Origin of the sequence: Achromobacter xylosoxidans, assembly GCF_001457475.1 — a bacterium.
Classification (GTDB): Bacteria; Pseudomonadota; Gammaproteobacteria; order Burkholderiales; family Burkholderiaceae_B; genus Achromobacter; species Achromobacter xylosoxidans.
In genome coordinates this window covers 3,918,703-3,942,058 of record NZ_LN831029.1, presented here as the reverse complement: position 1 = coordinate 3,942,058, position 23,356 = coordinate 3,918,703, and the positions used below count along the sequence as shown (strand labels likewise).

Sequence of the window (23,356 nt, the reverse complement as noted above, 5' to 3'; positions counted from 1 at the left end):
GCTATTCCTCGGCGGTCCACTCGACCTGCACGCCCAGGCTGCGCAGGTTCTCGACGAAGCGCGGGTGGGCGCGGCGGATCGGCGTGGCGTTGCGGATCTCGGAACGCCCCTCGATGCTGCTGGCGATCATGAACAGCGCGATCGCCACGCGGATGATGTAGGGGCTTTCGACCACCGCGGGCGTCAACGGATTGCCGCCGAAGGTGATGACACGGTGCGGGTCCGACGAGAACACGTGCGCGCCGAACTTGGACAGCTCGCCGGTCCAGCCCAGCGCGCCGTCGTAGACCTTGTTCCAGAACATCGCGTTGCCCTCGGCGCACACGCCCAGGGCGATGAAGATGGGTAGCAGGTCCACCGGGAAATACGGCCACGGCGCGGCCTCGACCTTGGTCAGCACGTTGCTGGTGAAGGGCGTCTGCACCTTCAGCGGGCCGTCGCGCAGCGCGCGCGACCAGCCGTTCTCGTGCACGATCCTGACGCCGAACTTGGCGAAGGTGCGGTCGATCAGCGGGAAATTGGACGGCGTGCTGTTGCGCACCACCACGTCGCCGCCGGTGATCGCGCCCAGCGCCAGGAAGGTGGTGATCTCGTGGAAGTCTTCCTCGAAGGTGAACTCGCCGCCGCGCAGGGTGGCGCCGCCGCGCACCGTCAGGCGCGAGGTGCCGATGCCGTCGATGTTGGCGCCCATCATCGTCATGAAGCGGCAGAACTCCTGCACGTGCGGCTCGGACGCGGCATTGGTCAGCGTCGATTCGCCGGCCGCGGCGGCCGCGCACAGCACGAAATTCTCGGTGGTGGTGACCGAGGCGTAGTCCAGCCAATGATGGGTCGGCTTGAGCGGGCCGGCGCTGCGCACCAGCAGCGAACCGCTGGCGCGTTCGACCTCGCCGCCGAACGAGCGGAAGATGTCGACGTGCGGATCGATCTCGCGCACGCCCAGCGTGCAGCCCTTGACGTTGTCCTCCAGCCGCGCCACGCCGAAGCGCGCCAGCAGCGGCGACACCAGCATGATGGACGAGCGCATCTCTTCCGGCAGGCGATGGCGCGCGGCGTCGAACGTGGTGTCGCGGTGATGCAGGTCCAGTGTGCGGGTGCTTTCATCCAGCCGCACTTCGCTGCCCAGCGTGCGGAAGATGTCGAGGATCTTGCGCACGTCGGTGATGTCGGGCACGCCATGCAGCCGCAGCGGCTGGTCGGTCAGCAGCGTGGCGCACAGGATCGGCAGCACCGCGTTCTTGTTGGCCGACGGGATGACGCGGCCGCGCAGGGGCGTGCCGCCGTGGACGATGAGATTGGACATGGGCGAGAAGCTTGGACGACAGGTGGAACGGCAAGGGGGATGGCAAGGGCAAGCGCGGGGGAAATTGTACCCGGCATGCCCCGGGGCCGCGTCAGGCCGCCGACCTTGGCGCGTTGCGGAACTTGCGCAGCATGACGGCGCCGCCGATCGTCAGCGCCAGGCCGCCGCCCAGGTAGGGCAGGCCGAAGATCAGCATCCAGAAGAAGAACGCCGTCTTGGCGTCGCGCGCCTCGGAGGACCCCGCCGGATGCGAACCCAGGTCCATCGTCGGCAGGGCGGCCGCCAGCGTCAGTATCAGGGTCACGCCCAGCACCAGGCAGCCCCATGCGATGCGGCGCCGGTTGTCGGCCACGCGCAGCAGCGCGGCCGCCGTCACCCCCGCCACCACCAGGCACAGCACACTGCCGGTGATCAGCATGCGATCCAGCGCCTCGGGGTCGAAGGGGGCGCCGGGCTGGTCCACGCCGAAGACCATCTGCAGCAGCGAGTTGATGACACCGTAGGCGGCGCGGCCGATGACCAGGCCAAAGCCGACGCTGGTCAGCCACTTGATTAAGGTCGGGTTCATTCAAGATATCCTTGCGGTTGCCTGAACGTCAAAGAATACGCTATTACGAGGCTTGCCCAGGATGTCCGAACATCATCAGTTCATCTTTCCCCGCTACCCCCATCTGCCGCCGCCCGACTGGCCGGCGCTGCAAGCGCGCCTGCTGGCCGGCGGCTACCTGCTGGAGCCGCGCGGCGATCGCGTGCCGCGCGAGGCTCTGGACAACCTGAGCCTCGGCCTGGCCGGCCTGAAAGAGGGCTCGTTCCAGTACCGCGAAGGCCTGCGCACGACCGGCGACGTGATCGCGCTGTACCAGTCCGCCGGCCACCTGCCGCCCGAGGTGCCGGTGCGGCATCACGACACCATGGAAGAGACGCTGGCGCTGCTGGCGGCGCATGGCATCGTGCCCGATCCGTCGTTCGACGATGAGTGCAGCAGTTGGCGCAGCCCGCATTTCTGCCTTGGACCGGCCGCCCGCGCGCTGCTCAATCCCGGGCAACGCGCCCATTACGACGCCGACCCGACGGGGTTCAGCGTGATCCTGCTGGCCTACGAGGGGCCCGAGCCGTACGTCGGCGTGGGCGAGAACCTGGAAATGCCGAGCCTGCCGGGCTCGGATGAACCGTTGGAGGAACTGCCGCCGTTCGGCTCGCACGTCGACTTCATCGGCGCGGCGTACGAGGACCCGGCGGTGCGCTGGCGCAATCCGGCCGACGGGCGCGATTACCACCTGTTCGACCTGGACTGGCATTTCAGCATGGCGCTGGGGTTTCGCATGATCCGCGCCAACTGCCTGGAAGAAGGCAGCGCCGAGGCGCTGGCGCGGCTGGTTGGCGAGCTGGTCGGCCAGCCGATGGCGTGCAGCCATCGCCATTTGTAGACACGGGCATTGAACCCGGCGCGGCGGCCCGGGGGCGCCGCGTCGGGGCCAGCGCGTCGATCAATAGTAGATGTCGACGTAGTCGGTCAGGCCGCCGCACGCTTCCATCTGCTGCAGGCGCCAGTACTTGCGCTTGCCGGTGGCGCGGAACTCGTAGTCGCCGGTGCGTTCGCAGCGGCGGCCCTTGTCCGGCGCGTCCACGATCAGGATGGTGCCGCGGAACGTGAAGCGGTCGGCCGAGATCGACAGCACCTGGCCCTTGATCGTCACCGAGCCGTTTTCGTTGGTGTGGCCGCCTTCCAGGCGCACCACGTCGTTGTCGTCGACCGCGTTCAGCTTGCCGCGCGCGTCGGTCCACAGCCATTGCACGCTGATGCCGCTGTTGTGCAGCAGGCGCTCATAGGCGGCCTGGCTCTTGATCTCGGTCTTCTGTTCGGTGCCGGCGGGAGCCTGGGCTTGCTGCTGCGCGGGGGCCGGGGCCGGCGTGCGGGCCGGTGCCTGCTGGGCCGGCTCGCCGCGCGGCGGCAGGCGGCCTTCGTCCTGGGGTTGCGCCTGTTGTTGCGTCTGCGGCTGTTGCGTCTGCGGCTGGGTGGCGGCGCCGCCGCGCGGCGGCAGGTCGCCCGCCAGGGAGGTGGCGGCGGTCGCGGCCAGGGCCAGGCCCAGGGCGACCGCACGCAGGCCGGCTATCCGTTTCTTGCCGGCCAGGGCCGGGGCGCGATCTTGGTTGTTGTGCATGATGGTCGTGAAGAAAGGAAGGGGGAAGCGCATCGCCGTTGGCGCGCCGCATGGCCGCATCAACGGGGACGTAACTTAGCACGCGGGGTCCGGCGGGGTAATTGCCGATTTCCGTCTTGTGTATCCAATTGTTAACAGAGTCGCCACGAGGATACCAGCGGCCCGTGACGGCGGCGCGCACGGCTGCGCGCCAAGGCCGGTGCGCTGTCCCGTGGATGCGCGCGTATCCGCGGGCCAGCGCCCTAGAACAGCTCGTCCAGCTGTTCGAAGAAGCGGCGCTTGGCCGGGTCGTCCGCGACGTCCAGGGTGCCGAGAAAAGTGGCCGCCGCGTCCTCGGAAATGTCGCGCAGGTTGCGGTGGATGAAGGCCACGTCCTGCCAGCGGTCGGCCACGCCGCCGCGGCCCAGGTCGATGAAATGCAGCCGGTCGCGTTCGTCGACGAACACGTTGTTGTCGCACAGGTCGCCATGGCTGAACGCCGGGTCTTCCCGCGGCAGGGTGGCATGCAGCCGCGCCACCAGGTCGGCCGGCGTTGCCAGGCCGGGCCATTGCGTCAGGTCGTGGTCGTCGGCGCACAGGCCGCGCGCCAGCAGATAGTCCAGCTCGCGCAGCCGCATCGGCGCGCCGGCGTCGAATGGGCAATCGTCCGCCGGCACCGCGCGCAATTGGCGCAGGGCCTCGCCGAACAGCCCGATGGCGGTGTCGGCATCGTCCATGCGCGCCTGCAGCGGCACGCCGGGCACGCGCCGCGTCAGCATGAATTCGCCATCGGCGTTGTCCGCCACCCGCACCACTTCCGGCACGTTCAGATGGCCGGCCAGCCATTGCAGCACTTGCGCCTCGCGCCGCACGCTGTAGGTGGTGGGCGCATACACCGCCGCCGACGCCTTGAGAAAGAAGACGTCGTTGCCGCGGGTGAAGTGGTAGACCCGGCTGGGCGATTCGCCGACCTGGTCGGCGATGAGCGGGGCGTCGCCGATGAAGTCGGCGATGGGGCCTGGCAGGGTGTAGCGGGCCTGGGCCTTCAACGCTTGATGCCGTGCTCGAATTTGGGCCGGGCGCGGAAGTTCTTCAGCATGTAGGCCAGGTATTCGGCCTTGCTGATGCGCCCGTCGCCGTCCGTGTCCATGGCCACGACCTGTTCGACGGTGGCTTCCTGGAGCAGGGGGCTGCGGCTGAGATAGCCGTCGGCGTTGACGTCGCGCTTGTTGAACGACATCTCCGCCCGGGTCATGTATTCGGCCTCGCTGATGGGGCCGGTATTGGCGTTGTCCAGGGCGTCGTCGGTGGCGGGCGCGGGCTGGGCCGGCGTGTCTTTTGCCGGCGTTTCCTTCGTTGGCGTTGCCTGCGCCGGCGCGGACTTGGCCGGGGCCGTGGAGGCGGCGGCGGGCGTGGATGCCGCCATGGCATTGCCGGCAGCGCAGGCAAGCAGCAACGCGGCGGTCAGGCTGCCCATGCGGGTGGCGTTCTTCATCGTTTTCCTTTTTATGCGACAGATGCGGCGCGCGTCGCCTTGCCGTGCCCGTCGCCGGGCCGCAACGCGGTCTCGCGCGCGGCTCATTTTACCTGAATCCGCGATGAAGGGGCCAGATACAATCCTTGGTTACCAATCACGCCATGCATATCAAGAGGATCGGCGATGACGACACTCGTGGTCGGCGCCAGCGGGGCGACCGGGCGGCTGCTGGTCGGCCAACTGCTGGAACGCGGCGAGCCGGTCAGGGCGCTGCTGCGCTCGCCGGATGCGCTACGGGCGTGGGCGGGCGATCCGCGGCTGTCGCTGGTCCAGGCCAGCGTGCTGGACCTGGACCCGGCCACGATGGCGCGCCACGTGGCGGGCTGCACGGCGGTGGCGTCGTGCCTGGGCCATGGCATGAGCTTGCGCGGCATCTACGGCCAGCCGCGGCGGCTGGTGGCCGATGCGGTGCGGCGCCTGTGCGAGGCCGTCATGGCGAATGCGCCGGGCCGGCCGGTCAGGTTCGTGCTGATGAACACTGCCGGTAACAGCAACCGCGACTTGCGCGAGCCGCTCTCGCTGGCGCAGCGCGCCGTGGTGGCGCTGGTGCGCGCGCTGGTGCCGCCGCACGCCGACAACGAAGCGGCCGCCGACTACCTGCGCGTCGTGGTCGGCCAGGCGCATCCCGCGATCGAATGGGCCGTCGTGCGGCCCGACAGCCTGGTCGACCGGGATGCCGTCAGCGGCTACGAGGCGCATCCTTCGCCGGTCCGCAGCGCCATCTTCGACGCAGGCCGCACCAGCCGCATCAACGTCGCGCATTTCATGGCGGAGCTGGCCATGGGCGGCGCGGCCTGGGAGCGGTGGCGCGGGCGCATGCCGGTGATCTACGACACGGCGGCGGGCTGAATCGCCACAGGGCGCTGGCGCGCACCGCCCGCGCTTATTGCGGCAGCAGCCGCAGCCCCGTGCGCTTGACGAATTCGTCGTAGCCGATCGGCGGCCCGGCCTTGGTGCCGGCGCTGTTGGCCTGCCAATGCACCCACGAGCGGTGCGTGGTGGCGTCGTACACGACCTTGTACAGATAGCTGGGCACGGCCACGCCGGCGCCGATGGTCTTGGGGCGGTCGCCATACACCGGCCCGGTGAACACGTATACGTCGCCCGCCGCCCGCATCACGTATTGGCGCGTGTCCTGCTCGATGCGGCTCCACGGGCCGGCGTTGTGGCTCTGGTCCTGCGGCACCATGTTGGCCAGCGAAAAGCTCTGCGCCATGGCCTCGGGCGTGGCCATGTCGCCGGCCGGCGCCATGTGGCCGCGCGAGTAGCCCGAGCCGCGGTAGTCATCCAGCTCCGAACGCTCGGCGCGCGGCACCCGCGCCTCGGCGTAGAACTTGTCGGTGCGGTGCAGTCCCTTGGCCTGCGCCAGGTTCTGGCGGTTCAGGCGCTCGGCCACGAACACAGGCGTCTTGGTCGCGCCGTTGTGCAGGATGGCGAACGAGGAAAAACAGACTTCGCGCAAGCGTTGCGCGGCGGGCACCGCGGGCGGCTGCGCGTTCGGGAAGAACTGCGGACAGTCACTGAAGGCGGTCTGCACCAGCGCCGCATTGGGTGCGGGCAGCGCCACCGGCGCGCTGCGTTGCAACGACGGCCATTCCAGGCGCGACAGCATGTCGCCGACCGCCGCCGGCATCTTCCATTGCGGATGCAGCACATAGGTGGCGGCGCCGAAACTGGCGAGCGAGGTGACGATCAGCGCGCGCAGGAAGCGCGGCACGCGGCCGGCGGCGCGGCTTTGGGATCGGGAGGGGGAGCTTCTCTTTCTGGGAGCGGGTTTCTTCGCGCGGGTCATGCTACCTGGGGCTACGGACCTGCCGCCCTGGCGGGCGACCACTATGACCCCGGATTGTAGATGAGTGATGGATTTGTCACGCCGTGCGGCATGCGCGCCGCGGGCGATGCGATGTCGCACCCGGCGAGGCCACGCCGGCTGGCGCGTTTCAGGCGGGCAGGTCCTGCCGCGCGATCGTGATGACCCACTCCACGAACGTCTTCACCGCCGCTGTCGCGCGCGCCTGGGGATAGACGATGGCGATCGGCACCGGCGCGCAACGCGCCTGCGCCAGCACCTCGCGCAGGCGCCCGCTGCGCAGGTAGATGCCTGCGGCCAGCTCGGACAACTGGATCAGGCCCAGCCCCTCCAGGCCGCAATGCAGATAGGCCTCGGTCTCGTTGACCGCGTAGCGTCCGGGCAGCGCCAGCGCCACGTCCTCGCCATCGACACGGAAGCGCCAGTCGAGCGGCCGGCCGCTGGCGTTCGACAGGTAATTGACGACCCGATGCGCCGCCAGCGCCGCCACCGAGTCCGGCTCGCCGAATCGGGCCAGGTACAGCGGCGATGCGCAGGTGAGCCAGCTCAACCGGCCCAGCGGCCGGGCCACCAGCGTGGAATCGGCCAGCGCCCCGCTGCGGATCGCGCAGTCGATGCCTTCATGCACCAGGTCCAACGGGCGATCGTTCAGGCCCAGCACCAGCTCGATATCCGGATAGCGCGCCTCGAACTCGCGCAGGCGCGGCACCACCAGGGCGCGGCCGATGGCGCCCGGCATGTCCACCCGCACCCGGCCGCGTGGTGTCTGCGCGTCGGCGGCCAGGGCATGCTCGGCTTCGGCGATCTGCGCCAGGATGGCCTGGCACGCGGCGTAGTAACGCGCGCCGGCCTCGGTCAGGCTGAGGCTGCGCGTCGTGCGCCGCAGCAGCGGCGTGCCCAGCAGCGCTTCGAGCTGTTTGATGGTCGTCGTCACCGACGAGCGCGGCAGCGCCAGCGTGGCCGCGGCCTTGCTGAAGCTCTGTGCCTGCACGACCCGCACGAAAGTCGTCATCGCTTGAAGTTTGTCCATGGGCGGCCTGCGGCGATGCGGATAGGGAAGGGCGATGTTAGCAAGCGCCCGGCCAAGCGAGGCGGCGCGGCCGGTTCGCGGATCGCGCTTTGTGTGTTCAGGCGCGGCGAACAATGGCGCTGGCGGGCGCTCCTACACTGCCTGCGTCCGACGGCCGGGCCGCGGCGCGATGTCCGCGCCGGCCGCATTCATCCTTGTCTGTGGAGTTTCCTATGTCGAATCCCGATGCAACCCTGGTGCTGGGCGCGGGCCAGCTCGGCCTGGCCATGCTGCGCGGCCTGGCGCCGCGCGCGGCCCCGGGCACGCTCGCGGTGCTGTTGCGCCCGTCGTCCCTGCGCACCGACGATCCGCAAAAGCAGCGCGATCTCGCCACCCTGCGCGCGCTGGGCGTGCAGATCGTGAGCGGCGACCTGCTGGCGCAACCGACCGCCGAACTGGCCGCGCTGTTCGGCCGCTTCGGCACCGTGGTGTCGTGCACCGGCTTCGTGGGCGGCCCCGGCGTGCAGCGCAAGATCGCGCGCGCCGCGCTGGACGGCGGCGTGCGGCGCTTCGTGCCCTGGCAGTTCGGCGTCGACTACGACCTCATCGGCCGGGGCAGTCCGCAGGACCTGTTCGACGAGCAGCTCGACGTGCGCGACATGCTGCGGGCGCAGTCCGCCACGGAGTGGCTGATCGTCTCGACCGGCATGTTCACCAGCTTCCTGTTCGAACCGGCCTTCGGCGTGGTCGACCTGGCGGCGCGGCGGGTGAATGCGCTGGGCGGCTGGGATACGCAAGTGACCGTCACCACCGCCGACGACATCGGCGCCCTGACCGCCGCGATCCTGCGCGCCGAGCCGCGCCTGGCCAACCAGGTGGTGTACGTGGCCGGCGATACCGTGAGCTATCGCCAATTGGCCGACACGGTGGACCGGGCGCTCGGCATCGAGACACAGCGCCAGGCCCGGACGGTGCCGGCGCTGATGCGCGAGCTGGCCGCCGCGCCTGGCGATCCGATGCGCAAGTACCGCGCCGTGTTCGCGCAAGGGCGGGGCGTGGCGTGGGATCCGGCGCGGACCTTCAACGCCGCGCGCGGCATCGCCACGCAGGGCCTGACGGCGTGGGTGCGCGAGAACCGGCAGGCGTTGCGGCGGGCGGCGGGCGTCGTGGCGTAGGAGCGGGGCCGAAGCGGGCAGGGGGCAAAGCGGGCAGGGGCCGGCGCATGGCCGCCGGCCGGGTGTCACTCCGCCTGCGCCTCGCGCTGGCGCGCCTCGAATTCGGCGCGGTCGAGCAGGTCGAAGTACAGCACCTCGCTCCACATCAGCCCCAGGATGTAGTCCACGCGCTGGTTGCGGCCGCCATCGAAGCTGTCGTCCAAACGCAATCCGTGCAGGGCATCCAGCGGCGCGGCGCCGCGTTCCCGGGTGGCCGCCAGCAACTGCCGGCCGGCCTCGGCCGGATCGGCCGGCAGCGCGTCGAGCGCGGCGCCCGCCTGGCGGCAACGCGCCAGCTCTTTTTCCACGCTCGCCTTGAGCGCGGCCTCTTCCGATTCGGCCATCACGTCCAGTTCGATGGTCTCCAGCAGCAGGTAGTCGTCGCGGTGCGCCTCGAGAAAGGCGATGGTCTCGTCCAGGGCCGCCAGCAGTTCGGTCGGGGCCGTGGTCGCAGGCCCGGCCGGCGCGGCGTCGGCGGACGAGAACAGCCGCCGGATCCTGCCGAGCAGCGACGGCGCCGGCTCGGCCGCTGGCGTCGCTGCCGTCGCGGGCGCGGCGGCGCCCACCGCCGCCCGCACGATCTCGGCAAAACGCTTGATGCGCGCCAGGCCGGGCTCGAAGCGGCTGCTGATGGCGTACAGCCGGGTGCGCCGATGCGGCTCGTCGTCTTCCAGGCCGTCGGCGATCAAGGACGCGCACAACTGCGGATCGCCCGACATCAGCAAGCGGTAGGAGAACGGGACGGCATACGGCCATTCGGACAGGCCGCAGATCGTTTCGGGCCGGTCGGCATAGCTGGCGGGGCGGTTGCTCAGGCTGTACAGATAGGATCGATTGGCCATGGGGGCGGGACCTCGAAAGGGGGAGGGGCGCCGGCGCAAGCGCGCGGCGGGGCCGCGGCGGGATTGTCCGGGCGCCGCGTGGCGCTATTGGACCCCAGCCAGCGCGGGGCACCGTTGCAGGCTGCCACGGTTTGCCACCAGGTGTTTCGGTGGAGCCTGGAGCGTCGGGCCGCCCGCGGCCCGCGCGAGTTCCCGGCCTTCCAAAGGTCGGCTTATCCGCTGCGCGAGATGCGTCACGGATCGGAAGCGGCGGTCATCATAATTCAGGGATCAATTCCCATTCTCATGAAAGACCCTGACCGAGGATCCGATGACCGTACGCTTTTCGCCCCGCACCCGTGCCTTGCGCCTGCCCCTGATCGTGCTCGGGCTGGGCCTGTCCGGCGCCGCGCGGGCCCAGCCGGTCACGCCGCCCGCGCCGCAACTGCCCGCCGTGACCGTGCCGGGCGCCGCCGTCCAGGAAACCGCCACCGGCCCGGTGCGCGGCTTCGTCGCCGAGCGCGCGGTCACGGCCACCAAGACCGATGCGCCGGTAATGGAGACGCCACAGTCGATCAGCGTCATCACCCGGGACCGCATGGAATTGCAGGGCGCGCAGTCAGTGCAGCAGGCTACTGGCTACAGCGCCGGCGTCACCGCCAACAATCGCATCGACCATCGCCGCGATGGCGTCAAGATCCGGGGGGCGGACTCGACCCATTATCTGGACGGACTGCTCAACAGCGCCTGGTACTACAACAATACCCGGCCGGACCCCTACGCGCTCGAACGTATCGAGATCCTGCGCGGGCCGTCGGGCATGCTTTACGGACAAGGCTCCATCGGCGGCATTCTGAATCTGGTCAGCAAACGGCCGCAGGCCGAGGCAATGCGCGAACTTGGCGTCAGCTATGGTTCGCACGACCGCAAACAGGTCCAGGCCGATTTCACCGGCCCCCTCGATGCTGGCGGCTCATGGCTGTATCGCATCGTCGCGTTGGGTCGCGATAGCGACAGCGCCGTCAAGCATGCCAAGGACAACCGCTATTTCGTGGCGCCGTCCTTGACCTGGCGGCCCAGCGCCGCCACCTCGCTGACCCTGCTGGGCAACCTGCAGGAAGACGACAGCGGCACCATGGCGGGGTTTTTCCCAAGGCGTGGCACAGTTACCGACACGCCGGCCGGGCGCATCCCGCAAGACTTTTTCGTCAGCGAACCGGACTTCGACAAATACGTAGCCCGCCAGCGCGCGGCCGGCTACCAGTTCGAGCATGCCTTCAACGACAGGCTGACCGTGCGTCAGAATTTGCGCTACACGCAGAGCGCTGTCGACTATCGCAGCATCTACACCGCCGGCTTCACTGGCGCCAGCCATGGTTGGGTTCCGGGCAGCGACACCCTGCTGCGCCGCAAGCTCTACCAGGAACAGAAGGCGTTGCGGCAAGGGGTGGTGGACACCCAGGCGCAGTTGAGCCTGCGCGCCGGCCCCGTGCGCCACACGGTGCTGGCGGGCATCGACTATCAACGCGCCATCCTCGATTCCCGGCTCGGCCTGGGAGGCACCGCGGCGCCGATCGATGTGCATCATCCGGTCTATGGCAACTATGTGGCGCCGACCTCGTACGCCTGGTCGACCTATCGCGCCCATCAGACCGGCCTGTACCTGCAGGATCAGCTTGAATGGGAGCGCTGGCTGCTGATGCTGGGGCTGCGGCACGATCATTCCCGCACCAGTGTCGACAATGATCCGAAAGGCGGCGCGGACGACAGCGCGCTGACCAGGCGTTTCGGCTTGATGTACCGTTCCGTCGCTGGCTTGAACCCTTACATCAGCTATGCCGAGTCATTCGAGGGGCAGACGGGGCTGAACAAGGCCAATGAACCGTTCAAGCCGCTGCGTGGCAAGCAATGGGAGGCGGGGGCCAAATACCAGCCTGCCGGCCGTAACCTCACGCTAACCGCCGCCATCTTCGCGATGATCGAGAACAACCGCAAAGTGCCGGGCGTGGTCAATGGGCGCGCGGATACGGTGCAGGTGGGCCAGGCGCGCACCCGAGGCCTTGAACTGGAGGCGCTGGCCTCGCAGGGCAATCTCGACCTGGTGGCCAGCTACACCTACCTGGATGCCCGCGTCGCCAGGGGCAAGCCTGCCGAAGAGGGCAGGCAACTGTCCGGCATCGCCCGGCACATGGCATCGTTCTGGGCCAACTACCGCTTCCGCGCATTCGGCGTGTCAGGCCTGGTCGCGGGGGCCGGCGCGCGCTACAACGGCACCCACGATGACGGCACCGGCCACAATGGCATGGCCGCCGTGACCCTGTACGATGCCGTGCTGGCCTACGATGCGGGACCGATGCGGATGGCGCTCAATGTCACCAATCTGTTCGACAAGCGCTACGTCGACGTTTGCCTGGCGCGCGGCGATTGCTTCTTCGGCACCCGGCGCAGCGTGGTTGGCAGCGTGACGTACCGCTTCTGACCGGGCCAGGGCGGGCCAATGCCTCCAGCGCCGCGATGATCGCTTCCTGGCATTCCGCTGAAACAGTGTGACTATAATTCCGCCTCATCATGTAATAAGACTGGTTCTTATTGCCATTCACATGCGAGCGGAGTTTCCATGGCTGTAAGCCTTTCGTCCCGCCGGCGCCCGGTGCATTTCCGGGCCCGGCAATTGCCTTTGATCGTATTCGGCCTGGGCCTGCCGGGCGCCGCCCTGGCGCAGTCCGCCCCTGCCGAGGTCCACTTGCCCGCCGTCACCGTCACGGGCAGCGACGTCGAACAGACCGCGGTCGGCCCCGTGCAGGGCTTTGTCGCCAAGCGTGCCGCCACCGCCACCAAGACCGACACCCCGGTGATGGAAACGCCGCAGTCGATCAGCGTCATCACCCAGGATCGCATGACGCTGCAGGGCGCCCAGTCGGTGCAGCAGGCGGCGGGCTATACCGCTGGCGTCACGGCCGGCGCGTTCGGGCCGGACAATCGCGGCGACTCCATCAAGATCCGCGGCACCGATTCCACCCAATACCTGGACGGCCTGCTCAACGCCGTGGGGTCCTACAACAACACCCGGCCCGACCCCTACGCGCTGGAGCGCATCGAGATCCTGCGCGGGCCGTCCGGCATGCTGTACGGGCAGGGCGCCATCGGCGGCATCGTCAACCAGATCAGCAAGCGGCCGCAGCCCGAGGCGATGCGCGAGATCGGCGTCAGCTACGGCAACCACAACCGCAAGCAGATCCAGGCCGACCTCACCGGCCCGATCGACGAAGACGGCAAGTGGCTGTATCGCGTGGTCGCGTTGGGGCGCGATAGCGACAGTTCGGTCAAATACGTCGACGACGACCGCTATTTCATCGCGCCGTCGTTGACCTGGCGGCCCAGCGCCGCGACCTCGTTGACGCTGCTGGCCAATTTCCAGAAAGACAATAGCGGGTCGATGGTCGGTTTCTTCCCGTGGCGCGGCACGCTCACCAGCACGCCGGCCGGCCGCATCCCGCAGGACTTCTTCGTCAGCGAACCCGACTTCGACAAGTACACCGCCAGGCAGAGCGCGGTGGGCTACCAGTTCGAGCACGCCTTCAACGACAACGTCACGGTGCGGCAGAACCTGCGCTACACGCACAGCGAGGTCGACTATCGCAGCATCTACACCGCCGGCTTCAACGGCGCCGGGCATGGATGGGTGCCGGGCAGCGACACGCTGCTGCGCCGCGTGATCTACCAGAACCAGCCGACCCTCAAGCAGTTCGTGGTCGACACCCAGGGCCAGTTCAAGTTCCAGACCGGCCCGATCCGCCACACCCTGCTGACCGGCATCGACTACCAGCGTTCCGTGCTGGATGCGCGCCAGGGGGTGGGCGGCACGGTCGCGCCCATCGACGTGCACAACCCCGTGTACGGCAACTTCACGCCGCCCACCTCGACGGTCAGCGCGCCGACCTCGCGCGGCAACCAGTTGGGCCTCTACATGCAGGACCAGCTCGAATGGGAGCGTTGGCTGCTGATGCTGGGGCTGCGCCACGATCGCTCGCGCGCGTCGGTGGACGATACGCCGTCCGGGTCGCGCGATGACAGCGAAATGAGCAAGCGCTTTGGCCTGATGTACCGCTCCGAGGCCGGCCTCAATCCCTATCTGAGCTACTCGGAATCGTTCCAGGGCCTGGCCGGCTTCAACCGTGCCAACCAGGCGTTCAAGCCGCTGCGCGGCAAGCAATGGGAGGCGGGCCTGAAGTACCAGCCGCCGGGCGAGAACCTGACGGTCACCGCCAGCGTGTTCGACATGACCGAGAAAAACCGCAAGGTCGCCGGCGTGGTCAACGGCATTGCCGACACGGTGCAGGTCGGCGAGGCCCGCACCAAGGGCGCCGAACTGGAAGCCCTGGCGTCGCTGGGCAATGTCGATCTGGTGGCCACCTACACTTTCCTGGACGCCAAGGTGGCCAAGGGCACGCCGGCCGAACAGGGGCGCCAACTGGCCAGCATTCCCCGGCACATGGCGTCGTTCTGGGCCAACTACCGCTTCAGCGTGATGGGAACCCCGGGCTTCCTGGCGGGGGCGGGCGTGCGCTACAACGGCAGCAGCGACGACGGCACCGGCCAGAACGGCGTGCCCGCCGTCACCCTGTATGACGCCGTGCTGGCCTACGATGCGGGTCCCATGCGCCTGGCGCTGAACGTCACCAACCTGTTCGACAAACAGTACGTGGGCACCTGCCTTGCCCGTGGCGATTGCTTCTTCGGCACCCGCCGCACCGTGGTGGGCAGCGTGACGTATCGCTTCTGACACCAAGCGGGCGGGGCGGCCTAATTGGGGACTTATTGCCCCCGATAGCGGCCGCCCCGTCACATATCCGCGGCGGATTTCCCCCTAAAATTGCGAACGCCGCCGCAATTTCCTCCTGGCGTGCCACCTCTTTCCGGCCGAGATGCACGTCGATCTGCTCACCCTTTACTTCATCACCATCGGAACGCTGCTGGCCAGTGCCGGCCTGACGTTCTGGGAGCATCGGACCCATCCCAATCGCAGCCGTTCGCTGGGTATCCTGGCGGCCGGTTTCGGCACGTTGGCCGTGGGCTGTATCTGCGCCTTGTTCCGCGCCGACATGCCTGCCGCGATCGGCGCGCCGCTGAGCAATCTGGTCATCCTCAGCGGCTACCTGCTGGTGCTGAACAGCGTCGCCTCGCTCAGCGGGCGCCATTACCGCAAGCGTTCGGTGGGCCTGCTGGCGGTCATGGCGCTGATCTGGCTGGCGGCCGGCGTGCCGGGGCAGGACGTGGTCTGGAAATACGTCAGCGCTTTTCCCATTGCGCTGGTCAGCGCGCTGACCGCCTGGGAACTGCTGCGCTGCGATTCCATGAAGACGCTGAAGACCCGCAACTTCGCCATCGCCGTCGCGGGCATCCATGCGTTGGTCTATTTCTGCCGGACCTTCCTGCTGCCGTGGTGGGTCGCCGTCGAGGGTCCGTCGGTGCAGTTGCTGGCCAGCAATATCACCATGTACGAAGGGGTGTTGTATTCGGTGCTGCTGCCAATGACGCTGATCAAGCTGATCCGCGAGGAAACCCATGCGCAGTTGGTGCGCGAGTCGCAGACCGACTACCTGACGCGGCTGGGCAACCGCCGCTGGTTCTTCGAGCAGGGCGCGCGCCTCATCGCGGCCAGCGCGGGGCGCGAGCCCATCGCCGTGCTGGCGTTCGACCTGGACCAGTTCAAGGCCATCAACGACCGCTACGGCCACCACACCGGCGATCTGGTGCTGGCGGCGTTCGCCACCGTGGCCCGGGATGCGCTCGGGCCGCAGGTCATCCTGGCGCGCCTTGGCGGCGAGGAATTCGCCGCGCTGCTGGCGGGTGACGACGCCCGCCGCGCCCATCAATTGGGGGCGGCCGCGGCCCGCCGTTTTGCCACCACCATCGCCAACCCGGCCGATGGCCTGGGCATCGCCGCCACCGTCAGCATCGGCCTGGCCTGTTTCGACGAGGACGCGCCGCCGCTGGCCGATGCGCTGGCGCGTGCGGACCTGGCGCTGTATCGCGCCAAGTCCCTGGGCGGCAACCGGCTGGAGGAGGCCCTGGCGCCCGAACGGGCCGCCGCGGATTGAGGCGCCGCCGTCCCAGGCAATGACGCGGCCCGAGGGGCGGGATGCCCGGCGGCCGTTCGCGCGCCGGCCGCCGCTTTGGATCGATGCTTTGGGTCGACGCTTTGGACAGATAATGACGGCCATGACGACTTCCACGCCCGCCTCTTCCGACCGCGACGGTTTCTGGTTCGACGCCGCCGATCCCGACATGGCGCTTGAACGCACCGGCAACCACGTCCGCCTGGCGCGCGCCGAGCCGCCCTGGCTGGTCGTCGATCAATCCATTGCCACCATGACGCTGGGCCGCCGCTGGCCCGGGCAGTTGTGGCGCGTGCGCGTGACGCAACTGGGCGACATGTCCGGACTGGTGGCGCAACCCGGCTACTGGCGCGCCGCCGCGATCGAACTGCTGCAACCGCTGCCGCCGGGCGCGCTGTTCGGCCCGCACGGCCAGGCGGTGGTCGACATCCTGGCCCGCATTCCCGAACTGACGCGCGAACAGGCGCGGGCGCTGGGCGCCGATCTGCCCGCCGACGGCTGGGACCGCTACGGTCGCGCCTGGGAGCGCTGGTCGAAAGACGAAGAGGGCGTCCCCACGCCTGCCGATGCGCCGCCGCAATCGGAATGGTATGGCGTGCTGGCCGCCGCGCGCTGCCGGGGCGGAGCGCGTTCGCCCGTGCATGGCGGCTTGCTGCAGATCCACGGCCTGCTGCGGCAACGCGCCCAGGCCGTCGATGGCGACGCCGCGTTCATTCGCGAAGTGGACGAGGACGGCGAGGTCGACGAGTCGCTCGCGGCGCCGTGGGACGGGGCCAGCGACGCCTTGCTGTTTGCCGCCATGGCGCGGGGGGCGCCGCAATACCTGTCGACGGCGGACGCCGATGTGCTGTCGCAGCCCTGGCGCGAGGTGTTTGGCGATCCGGCCGGATCGATGTGAGCCAACTCGGCCATGGCAGCCGTAAGGGCATGCCGGGCGGTGGAAGGGCGCGCCGGCGCGCTTTATTCCTCGCCCCGCCAGGACTTGCGCCGCCGCGCCCGCGGCTTGGGCGCCACGCCCAGGCGCGGATCACGCGCCAACGCCAGCGCCACCAACCGGGCCGCCAGCGTCTCGAACGCCTCGTCGGTCTGCGGCAGGTACAGCCACTTGCCCAGTTCCGGGTGCGGCAGCAGGCTCGGCATGTCGGCCAGCAGCGCCGCGTGGCGCTCATGCGAGGTGCACACCATCACGCCGTTCCAGGGCGTTTCGCGGTCGGCCACCACCAGGTACAGCGCGCCGTCCAGGTAGGCGGCGTCGCAGCCGAACATCTTGCGGCGCAGATAGCCGGGATCACGCTCGAGCGGGTCGAGGATCCACAGCAGTGAATTGGCGCGGGCGGCGCGCTGGCGGGAGGGGGGCGAGAACAGGTCGGGGCGTTGGGGCATGACGGCGGCAAGGGCGGGGCGACAACGCAAACGGTATCAGACTCCAGGGCCGTCCCGTCCGACATGTGATGTCTGCAAGCGGCCGCCCCAGCGCGTCGGACTACAATTCCGCTCCATGCCCTGGCGACCGGCCCGACCCGGACCGCCAGCGGTCCAGTGGTTTGCACCGCCGGCGAGGTGGCAACCGGTATGTCGTTTGTACGTGCAGCGTAGATAAAAGGTCCCCCGATGCGCCTGAACCAGTGCCAGAATTTCCACGACTTTCGCCGCATGGCGCGCCAGCGGCTGCCCGGCCCGATCTTCAACTACATCGACGGCGCCGCCGACGATGAGACCTCCTACCGCCGCAACACCGAGGCCTTCGAGGCCTGCGACCTGGTGCCCGACGTGCTGCGCGGCGTGGCGGATGTGGACATGTCCGTCACCGTGATGGGCCAGAAGCTGGCCATGCCGGTCTATTGCTCGCCCACCGCGCTGCAACGCCTGTTCCACCACGACGGCGAACGCGCCGTGGCCGCCGCCGCCGGCAAGTTCGGCACCATGTTCGGGGTGTCGTCGCTGGGCACCGTCAGCCTGGAAGAAGCGCGCCAGATCAGCGGCGGCCCGCAGGTCTACCAGTTCTACTTCCACAAGGACCGCGGCCTGAACCGCGACATGATGGCGCGCGCCAAGGCCGCCGGCGTGCAGGTCATGATGCTGACCGTCGACAGCATCACCGGGGGCAACCGCGAGCGCGACAAGCGCACGGGCTTTGCCATCCCGTTCCGCCTGAACCTGGCCGGCATCGCCCAGTTCGCCATCAAGCCGGCCTGGGCCATCAACTACGCCACCCACGAACGCTTCCGCCTGCCGCAGCTCGACGGCCACGTCGACATGGGCGGCGGCGCCATGTCCATCAGCCGTTATTTCACCGAGATGCTGGACCCGGCCATGACCTGGGACGACGTCGCCGCCATGGTGCGCGAGTGGGGCGGCCAGTTCTGCCTGAAGGGCATCATGTCGGTCGAGGACGCCAAACGCGCCGTCGACATCGGCTGCACCGGCATCGTGCTGTCCAACCACGGCGGCCGCCAGCTCGACGGCTCGCGCAGCGCCTTCGACCAGTTGGCCGAGATCGTCGACGCCGTCGGCGACCGCATCGACGTGATGATGGACGGCGGCGTGCAGCGCGGCACGCACGTGCTCAAGGCGCTGGCGCTGGGCGCCAAGGCCGTGGGGCTGGGCCGCTACTACCTGTTCCCGCTGGCTGCCGCCGGGCGGCCCGGCGTGGAAAGGGCGCTGGAACAGATGCGCGTGGAGATCGAGCGGGCGATGAAGCTGATGGGGTGCCGGACGGTGGGGCAGTTGCAGCGGCGGCACCTGCGGTTCCGGTGATTGAGGGAGCTATGGGCGGCCGGGCAGGGGATCAAGTTGCCGAATGATTTGCCGTCGAATCTGAGGAATGCTTGCTTGGCGCTGTGTCCAGAACTATGGAAGGTGAAAAATGGCCGAAGAAGTTAATTTTCAAATCCGAATTCGAGCGACCGAGGAGGGCGAGCCCAAAAATCTGACGATTGCAGAACTAGGTGTTTTGCTCACTGGGATAAACCGCGCAATAAATAAAGCGTCGACCTCAGGAAGAGCGGCTGGGTATTCTCCTCTTAGCCAGGAACCGATAAAAATCCGGTCTGAAATAACTAGCGTTGAAAATGGATCCATTCTGTTTTCCGTTGTCACTTCCGTCTCCGATTTCGTGCGGGAGAACGTGATTCAGACAACCTTCCTGGCCGGTATTCTCGGAAATGCCGCGTGGGACTTTACGAAGATCTTGAGCAAGGAAATTCGTCGAGCTCTGAATAGGGTAGGCAACGAAGCTGCCCAAGTGACTGAGCGAATTGAACCCGTCCTTGGTTTGAATCAGGGTACGGTTTCCGAGGAGAGCAAGGCCGCTTCCCTTCAATCGCCGATGAAAGACGTGGCCGACGCCTCGGAACGTTCCAACGAACTATCTTCGCGCCCGAAAACGATATATTCGTTTTCCTTTGAGCAGAATGGGAGCGTTAAGATTGCGGTATCCTACTCTGCAATCAAGCGGGTATAGCTTGAAATGGGCTGGGTAACACTTCAATTGGGATTTCCGTCAGGATACTCGTGTGCACGCAGTGTCCTAAATGGCTCTGCTATTTTGTGATGGCACTAAACTGCTTGACATCGCTGCGGATGAAAGGCATCTCTCTCATGTGCCCTATTCAAATAGTCGATGTTCCGGAGCCGTTATGCATATTCGTCCTCGTCTGACCGCTTCAATCGCCGTCCTCTCGCTCTTTGCGGGGTCGGCCGCCATGGCCGCCAATTCCCAGGCCGAAGCCCCCAAGGGGCCGACCGCCTGCGCCTTCAGCGCCTGGGCCAACTACGACAAGCCCTCGATCACCGTGCGCGCCGCGCCGTCCGCCGGTGCCAAGGTCCTGGGCCAGATCCCCGCCAAACCCGCCGCGGGCGAGCCGGAGTATTCGTACAGCGTCACCTTCGACGTGAAGGAAGCGAAGGACGGCTGGCTCAGGATCGCCAATGCCAGCGACGCCTACAACGAGGATGAATATCCGGAGCGTGCGCCGCGCAAGCTCTACAAAGGCGAAGGCTGGATTCGCGCCGACGATGCCCGGGTCGGCATCCAATCCGCGCGCGGCTATGCCAGGCCCGACGCCGCCAGCCAGCGCCTGGTGGACCTGGGCAGCGACTGGCTGACCGAAATGGGCAAGATCCAGGGCATCCGCGCGTGCCACGAGGACTGGGTGCTGCTGGATTACCTGGTGGACCGCAAGCGCTCGCCGCAGGACGAGATCGTCGAGCGCGCCAAGGGCGAGCGACTGGCGGGGCGGGCGTGGTTCCGGGGGCTGTGCGACGTGCAGGAAACGAGCTGCGACATGAAGTCGGTGGATCGGTAAGGGTAGGGTTCATGTCAGTGATCCTGGCGTGGGCGCATGTATTGCGGAACCGGAACAGGGCGACCCGTGGCTGACTCCAAGATGGTTCAACAGTGCTTATTCATGACTTCAGCGGATGAGGCTGAATTCGCTGGCGCGCTCATGAAAGCCCGCCCCTCGATCCGGTTCATCAACATGCAGGAGCAGCCGGACGTCGAGCGGCCGGGATACAGGACCCGAATCGATGCGTGTGAAGGGGTTCATGTAACGATCGTGGATTCCTCCATCATCTCCGAAGAGGATTTTCACAATCGCTACGTGAAACGTCATCCCTCGGGAAAGGGGTGGATCTACGCGCTGGTTGGGTCAGGGCTGGTCAGCCTTTTGAGGTCAAGAGCGGCGGATTTTCTTCCGGACTCCCTTCTCAACGGCGAGCTGCGGGCATCAATTCCGGCGGGTGACGAGAATACCGAGGCATTCGTGGCGATCGTGCTGCGCGAGGCAAAGGCGCGCGCGGAGAAGCTGGTATCCATTGACGCGGCTACCGGCCAGCGCGGAACCAGGGTCGACCGGAAATTCATTGCATGGCCGGACGCGGCGCGCAGATTCGATGGCGTGAACGGGGCATACCTGGCCAATGGCGCGCACGCATTATTTGTCCCGACGGGGGTTGGGAAGTAGTTCCTGCCAGGCCAGGCCCGACGCGGCCAGGACGGCGGCACCATAGCCCGGACGCGCGCGTGCCACGCGTCGAAAACCCCTACAAGGCCTGGCCCAATCGGGGCAATCCCTATTGTGCATATCGGCAACATAAATGCACATGATAAGAGTTCGCATTACACTTCCTTGCCAATCGTTCACCAATCCTGCAAGGAAGCGTCATGCAAGACCCGCGGCCCGCCAGCCTGATTTTCCCCATTCGTCCACGCCTCGCCCTGCGGCGCACCACCAGCCTGGTGCTGATGGCGCTGGCCAGCGGCACAGCGCTGGCGCAGGAATCGGGCGTCGCCACCTTGCCCACCGTGCAGGTCCAGGCCGACGGCGACCTCACCACCACCGAGGGCACGGGTTCGTACACCCCGCGCGCCACGGCCGCCAGCACCGGTCTGCCGCTGACGCTGCGCGAAACCCCGCAGTCGGTCACCGTGGTCACGCGCCAGCGCATCGAGGACCAGGACATGCGCTCGCTGACCGACATCCTGGGCAACACGCCCGGCATCTCGGTGCAGAACTACGACAGCGAGCGCTACACCTTCAGCTCGCGCGGCTTCGCCATCAGCAACTATCTGTACGACGGCGTGCCCACCAGCTTCGAGACCGGCTATTCGGCGGGCGAATCATCCATCGACCCCATCATCTACGACCGCGTCGAAGTCGTGCGTGGCGCAACGGGCCTGCTGACCGGCACCGGCAACCCGTCCGCCTCGGTCAACCTGGTGCGCAAGCACGCCACCAGCCGCGAATTCACCGCCGACCTGAGCGTCAGCGCCGGCACCTGGGACACCTACCGCGCCAGCGCCGACCTGTCCTCGCCGCTGAACGCCAGCGGCAGCGTGCGCGGCCGTATCGTCTCGGCCTACCAGGACAATCATTCCTACCTGGACGGCTACCAGAACCGCAAGAAGGTCTTCTATGGCGTGGTGGACGCCGACCTGACCGCCCACACCACCTTGAGCGTCGGCTTCAACTACCAGGACAACGACCCGCAACGCAGCAGCTGGGGCGGTTTCCCGCTGTGGTACGCCGACGGCGGCCGCACCGACTGGAAACGCTCGCTCAACACCGGCGCCGACTGGACCAAGTGGGCCAGCACCACCGAAGGCGCCTTTGCCAGCCTGGAGCACCGCTTCGACAACGGCTGGCGCGTGCAGGCCGTCGGTTCGCACTCCAAGCACGAAATGGACGGCAAGCTGCTCTACCTGACCGGTTGGCCCGACCGCGTCACCGGCCTGGGCATGGGTGCCTCGGCCCAGCGCTACTACGGCGACCGCAAGCAGAACAGCCTGGACCTCAAGGCTTCCGGCCCTTTCTCATTGTTCGGTCGCCAGCACGAAGCGGTGGTCGGCGCCAGCTTCACCCGCCAATACGCCGATTTCCGCAACCGTGGCGCGGTCTCGCCGGCGCCCATCGGCAATTTCCTGGACTGGGACGGCTCGTATCCCGAACCACAATGGAGCGACACCTCCACCCTGGCCAGCCGCTACACCACCAAGCAGGCCGGTTGGTACGGCGCGCTGCGCTTCAGCCTGTCCGACCCGCTCAAGCTGATCGTCGGCGGCCGCTACAGCACGTGGAAGACGGATGCGGTAGGGTGGGGCGGCAGCAGCCGGCAGGCGTTCGACAAGGACGCGTTCGTGCCGTACGCCGGCCTGCTGTACGACATCAACGAGAACTACACGGCGTACGTCAGCTATACCGGGATCTTCAATCCGCAGGACAAGCAGGACCGCAACGGCAACTGGCTCGATCCGCTGGAGGGCAAGGCCTACGAGGCCGGCATCAAGGGTGAATTCCTCGAAGGCCGCCTGAATGCCTCGGCGGCGGTATTCCAGATCAACCAGGACAATCTGGCGCAGGACGACGTCGGCTATCTGGTGCCCGGCACGCTCAACCAGGCCTCGCGCGCCGCCAATGGCACGCGCAGCCGGGGCTTCGACCTGGAAGTGTCGGGGGAAGTCTCGCCCGGCTGGAACGTGGCGGCGGGATGGTCGCACTGGACCGCGCGCGATGGCGACGGCAGCCCCATCCAGACCGACCAGCCGCGCAGCCTGGTGCGCTTGTTCACCACCTACCGATTGCCGGGCGACTGGAACCGGTTGACGGTGGGCGGCGGCGTCAACTGGCAGAGCCACGTCTACACGATCGCCAACGGCCCCAATGGCGAGGAGCGCGTGGGGCAGGGCAGCTATGCGCTGGTCAACCTGATGGCGCGCTACCGGTTCGACAAGAGCCTGTCGGCGCAGTTGAATATCAACAACCTGATGGACCGCAAGTACTACTCGCAGATCGGCTTCTACAGCCAGGGCGCGTGGGCGGCGGGGCGTAGCGCGACCTTGACGATGCGGTATCAGTATTGAGCGCGAGCCCGGCCCGTTCGGCCGGGCTGACTCATCGTC

The 23,356-nt window shown here is 67.7% G+C and carries 21 protein-coding genes; 12 read left to right on the top strand and 9 right to left on the bottom strand.

The annotated features are described in order from the left end of the window. Position 1: 1 nt before the first annotated feature. Both AT699_RS17755 and AT699_RS17750 read right to left on the bottom strand, forming a co-directional pair. Positions 2-1,303 (bottom strand): UDP-N-acetylglucosamine 1-carboxyvinyltransferase, encoded by a 1,302-nt coding sequence (locus tag AT699_RS17755; protein ID WP_024069344.1) that lies wholly within the window; start codon positions 1,301-1,303, stop codon positions 2-4. Positions 1,304-1,394: 91 nt separating this feature from the next. Continuing rightward, on the bottom strand, positions 1,395-1,871 hold the full coding sequence (locus AT699_RS17750; protein WP_024069343.1) for a hypothetical protein: 477 nt from the start codon (positions 1,869-1,871) through the stop codon (positions 1,395-1,397). Between the two features lie 61 nt (positions 1,872-1,932). Here AT699_RS17750 and AT699_RS17745 point away from each other — a divergent pair, with 61 nt between their 5' ends. Next, entirely contained in the window at positions 1,933-2,730 is a 798-nt protein-coding gene (locus AT699_RS17745) for a hypothetical protein (RefSeq protein WP_024069342.1), read from the top strand. 60 nt (positions 2,731-2,790) lie between these two features. Here AT699_RS17745 and AT699_RS17740 read toward each other — a convergent pair whose 3' ends face one another. The 3 genes from AT699_RS17740 to AT699_RS17730 all read right to left on the bottom strand — a co-directional run bounded on the left by AT699_RS17740 (position 2,791) and on the right by AT699_RS17730 (position 4,939). After that, positions 2,791-3,465 (bottom strand): hypothetical protein, encoded by a 675-nt coding sequence (locus AT699_RS17740; RefSeq protein WP_038504954.1) that lies wholly within the window; start codon positions 3,463-3,465, stop codon positions 2,791-2,793. Positions 3,466-3,707: 242 nt separating this feature from the next. Then, entirely contained in the window at positions 3,708-4,493 is a 786-nt protein-coding gene (locus AT699_RS17735; RefSeq protein ID WP_006386339.1) for an APH(3') family aminoglycoside O-phosphotransferase, read from the bottom strand. Then, entirely contained in the window at positions 4,490-4,939 is a 450-nt protein-coding gene (locus tag AT699_RS17730) for an EF-hand domain-containing protein (protein WP_006386340.1), read from the bottom strand. The genes AT699_RS17735 and AT699_RS17730 overlap by 4 nt, the downstream gene beginning before the upstream one ends. A gap of 165 nt (positions 4,940-5,104) precedes the next feature. Here AT699_RS17730 and AT699_RS17725 point away from each other — a divergent pair, with 165 nt between their 5' ends. Next, complete coding sequence (locus AT699_RS17725) at positions 5,105-5,830, top strand: NAD(P)-dependent oxidoreductase (protein WP_006386341.1); 726 nt, start codon at positions 5,105-5,107, stop codon at positions 5,828-5,830. Between the two features lie 34 nt (positions 5,831-5,864). Here the strand turns inward: AT699_RS17725 and AT699_RS17720 are convergent, their stop codons facing one another. Both AT699_RS17720 and AT699_RS17715 read right to left on the bottom strand, forming a co-directional pair. After that, on the bottom strand, positions 5,865-6,773 hold the full coding sequence (locus AT699_RS17720) for a DNA/RNA non-specific endonuclease (protein ID WP_080564238.1): 909 nt from the start codon (positions 6,771-6,773) through the stop codon (positions 5,865-5,867). 148 nt (positions 6,774-6,921) lie between these two features. After that, on the bottom strand, positions 6,922-7,821 hold the full coding sequence (locus AT699_RS17715; protein WP_006386343.1) for a LysR family transcriptional regulator: 900 nt from the start codon (positions 7,819-7,821) through the stop codon (positions 6,922-6,924). 212 nt (positions 7,822-8,033) lie between these two features. Here AT699_RS17715 and AT699_RS17710 point away from each other — a divergent pair, with 212 nt between their 5' ends. After that, a complete protein-coding gene (locus AT699_RS17710; RefSeq protein WP_024069340.1) occupies positions 8,034-8,975 on the top strand; it encodes an aromatic alcohol reductase in 942 nt (313 codons plus the stop codon). Positions 8,976-9,040: 65 nt separating this feature from the next. Here AT699_RS17710 and AT699_RS17705 read toward each other — a convergent pair whose 3' ends face one another. Beyond that, positions 9,041-9,856 carry a DUF7822 domain-containing protein gene (locus AT699_RS17705; RefSeq protein WP_024069339.1) on the bottom strand — a complete coding sequence of 272 codons (816 nt, stop codon included), beginning with the start codon at positions 9,854-9,856 and terminating at the stop codon, positions 9,041-9,043. Positions 9,857-10,166: 310 nt separating this feature from the next. Here AT699_RS17705 and AT699_RS17700 point away from each other — a divergent pair, with 310 nt between their 5' ends. From AT699_RS17700 to AT699_RS17685, 4 genes are all read left to right on the top strand, one after another. Further along, positions 10,167-12,314: a TonB-dependent siderophore receptor gene (locus tag AT699_RS17700; RefSeq protein ID WP_024069338.1), complete on the top strand. Its 2,148-nt coding sequence runs from the start codon at positions 10,167-10,169 to the stop codon at positions 12,312-12,314. A 138-nt stretch (positions 12,315-12,452) separates the two neighbouring features. Further along, a complete protein-coding gene (locus tag AT699_RS17695) occupies positions 12,453-14,618 on the top strand; it encodes a TonB-dependent siderophore receptor (protein WP_232254217.1) in 2,166 nt (721 codons plus the stop codon). A gap of 142 nt (positions 14,619-14,760) precedes the next feature. After that, complete coding sequence (locus AT699_RS17690) at positions 14,761-15,936, top strand: GGDEF domain-containing protein (RefSeq protein WP_024069336.1); 1,176 nt, start codon at positions 14,761-14,763, stop codon at positions 15,934-15,936. A 121-nt stretch (positions 15,937-16,057) separates the two neighbouring features. Next, positions 16,058-16,852: a hypothetical protein gene (locus AT699_RS17685; protein WP_232066901.1), complete on the top strand. Its 795-nt coding sequence runs from the start codon at positions 16,058-16,060 to the stop codon at positions 16,850-16,852. 62 nt (positions 16,853-16,914) lie between these two features. Here the strand turns inward: AT699_RS17685 and AT699_RS17680 are convergent, their stop codons facing one another. Next, on the bottom strand, positions 16,915-17,337 hold the full coding sequence (locus AT699_RS17680; protein ID WP_024069334.1) for a hypothetical protein: 423 nt from the start codon (positions 17,335-17,337) through the stop codon (positions 16,915-16,917). 228 nt (positions 17,338-17,565) lie between these two features. On the opposite strand from AT699_RS17680, the gene AT699_RS17675 reads away from it, so the two are divergent. From AT699_RS17675 to fhuE, 5 genes are all read left to right on the top strand, one after another. Next, entirely contained in the window at positions 17,566-18,711 is a 1,146-nt protein-coding gene (locus AT699_RS17675) for an alpha-hydroxy acid oxidase (RefSeq protein ID WP_024069333.1), read from the top strand. A 109-nt stretch (positions 18,712-18,820) separates the two neighbouring features. After that, positions 18,821-19,417, top strand: coding sequence for a hypothetical protein (locus tag AT699_RS31595; protein WP_127481478.1), 597 nt, complete (start codon positions 18,821-18,823; stop codon positions 19,415-19,417). A gap of 241 nt (positions 19,418-19,658) precedes the next feature. Next, positions 19,659-20,261 carry an SH3 domain-containing protein gene (locus AT699_RS17670; RefSeq protein WP_024069332.1) on the top strand — a complete coding sequence of 201 codons (603 nt, stop codon included), beginning with the start codon at positions 19,659-19,661 and terminating at the stop codon, positions 20,259-20,261. Between the two features lie 66 nt (positions 20,262-20,327). Further along, positions 20,328-20,921 carry a hypothetical protein gene (locus AT699_RS17665; RefSeq protein WP_058207383.1) on the top strand — a complete coding sequence of 198 codons (594 nt, stop codon included), beginning with the start codon at positions 20,328-20,330 and terminating at the stop codon, positions 20,919-20,921. Between the two features lie 200 nt (positions 20,922-21,121). Beyond that, positions 21,122-23,317 carry a ferric-rhodotorulic acid/ferric-coprogen receptor FhuE gene (gene fhuE / locus AT699_RS17660; protein WP_024069331.1) on the top strand — a complete coding sequence of 732 codons (2,196 nt, stop codon included), beginning with the start codon at positions 21,122-21,124 and terminating at the stop codon, positions 23,315-23,317. Positions 23,318-23,356 lie beyond the last annotated feature (39 nt).